A 1,131-nucleotide genomic window follows, 5' to 3' on the forward strand; every position below is an offset into this window, starting at 1 on the left:
CCCGCACTCAGGGCTGAAAATGCGCGCGCCCCGCGAGGTCATCGCAGCTCAAACCGCAACCGCCTGAGTGTCCGGTGAAACGGGGGCAAGACCAGGAGCATGGTTCGAGCGGCGAAGTTTTCTAGGCTCCTGCCGCCGACCATCTCATTGGCGACGACTGGCGATGCGCTTTCGGATTGCGCCTGGTCAATCTCTCGCAGGAGATCGACAACAGTATCGAAGAGGGCAAGCGCGTATCGCTGACGATCCTCTTCGCTGGGCTGCCAAGCATCCGTGCGACCGACAAGCCCGTCGATAGATACCCCCATTCCTTCGGCTAGGCGCGCTCTTCGATCTCGCGGTCACCCGTCGCGCCGTTGACGTTCACGGTGATCGTGATCGGTCCGCGCGCCGCGCCGCCGCGGCCTGCGGTCAGGGCGGAATTCGGGATGATGGTGCCGGGACGGTGGGAACGAACACTTCACGCCCGCGCTGGCCCACCTCATAGGCCAGGCCGGGCCTGACGCTTCCGCCAGACGCCCGGAACCCACCGAACAGTTGCCCAAGCGGGCCGGTGCCGAGGAAGGCCGCCTCCTGGAGCGCGCGCAGGAGCATCTGGATGCCCGCGTCCATGTCGTTCAGCGAGGTCAGGGCGATCTGCCCCAGCGATTGCCAGGTCTGCGTCTGGGTTTCCATGAGATCGCGCGCGCGCGCCCGGATCAGTTCCTCGATCTTGGCGCGCTCGGCTTCCGTCGCCCCGACCAACTGGCCGCGCATGCGGATGAGCTCCTGTTTCACCGGGTCCGCCTCGCGCGGGATATCGACCTCGCGCTCAAGGCTCAGGATCGGCTTGGCCACGGGGCCGGTGTCGGCGGCAGGCCGGATCAAGGAGCTCGCCTGCCGCGCCGATGGCCTCTGGGGCCGCGTCGAGTGGACCGCGCGGGCATGTGAGCTGATCGCCGCGAAGGAGTACCGTTACCTCAGCCCGGTGATCATGGTGCGCAACGGGGATGGCACCGTTGTCCACCTTACGAGTGCGGGCCTGGTGCATAATCCGGCCCTGCGTCTCACCCCCCTGGCCGCTTCGATGGAGGACCCGATGGCCGCCGGGCAGAACTTCACGGCGCGGATCGCCCGGCTGTTGAACCTCGC

At 67.2% G+C, this 1,131-nt stretch carries 2 protein-coding genes; one reads left to right on the forward strand and one right to left on the reverse strand.

The window, feature by feature from the left end:
• Positions 1-411 precede the first annotated feature (411 nt).
• Positions 412-837: a hypothetical protein gene (locus tag EV216_RS18430; RefSeq protein WP_165899330.1), complete on the reverse strand. Its 426-nt coding sequence runs from the start codon at positions 835-837 to the stop codon at positions 412-414.
• Between EV216_RS18430 and EV216_RS18435 the strand changes: the two genes are divergently transcribed.
• The coding region (locus EV216_RS18435; RefSeq protein ID WP_243642132.1) for a phage protease at positions 830-1,131 on the forward strand (302 nt) is incomplete at its 3' end. The genes EV216_RS18430 and EV216_RS18435 overlap by 8 nt on opposite strands.

The sequence above is a fragment of the Rhodovulum steppense genome (assembly GCF_004339675.1).
Lineage (GTDB): Bacteria > Pseudomonadota > Alphaproteobacteria > Rhodobacterales > Rhodobacteraceae > Rhodovulum > Rhodovulum steppense.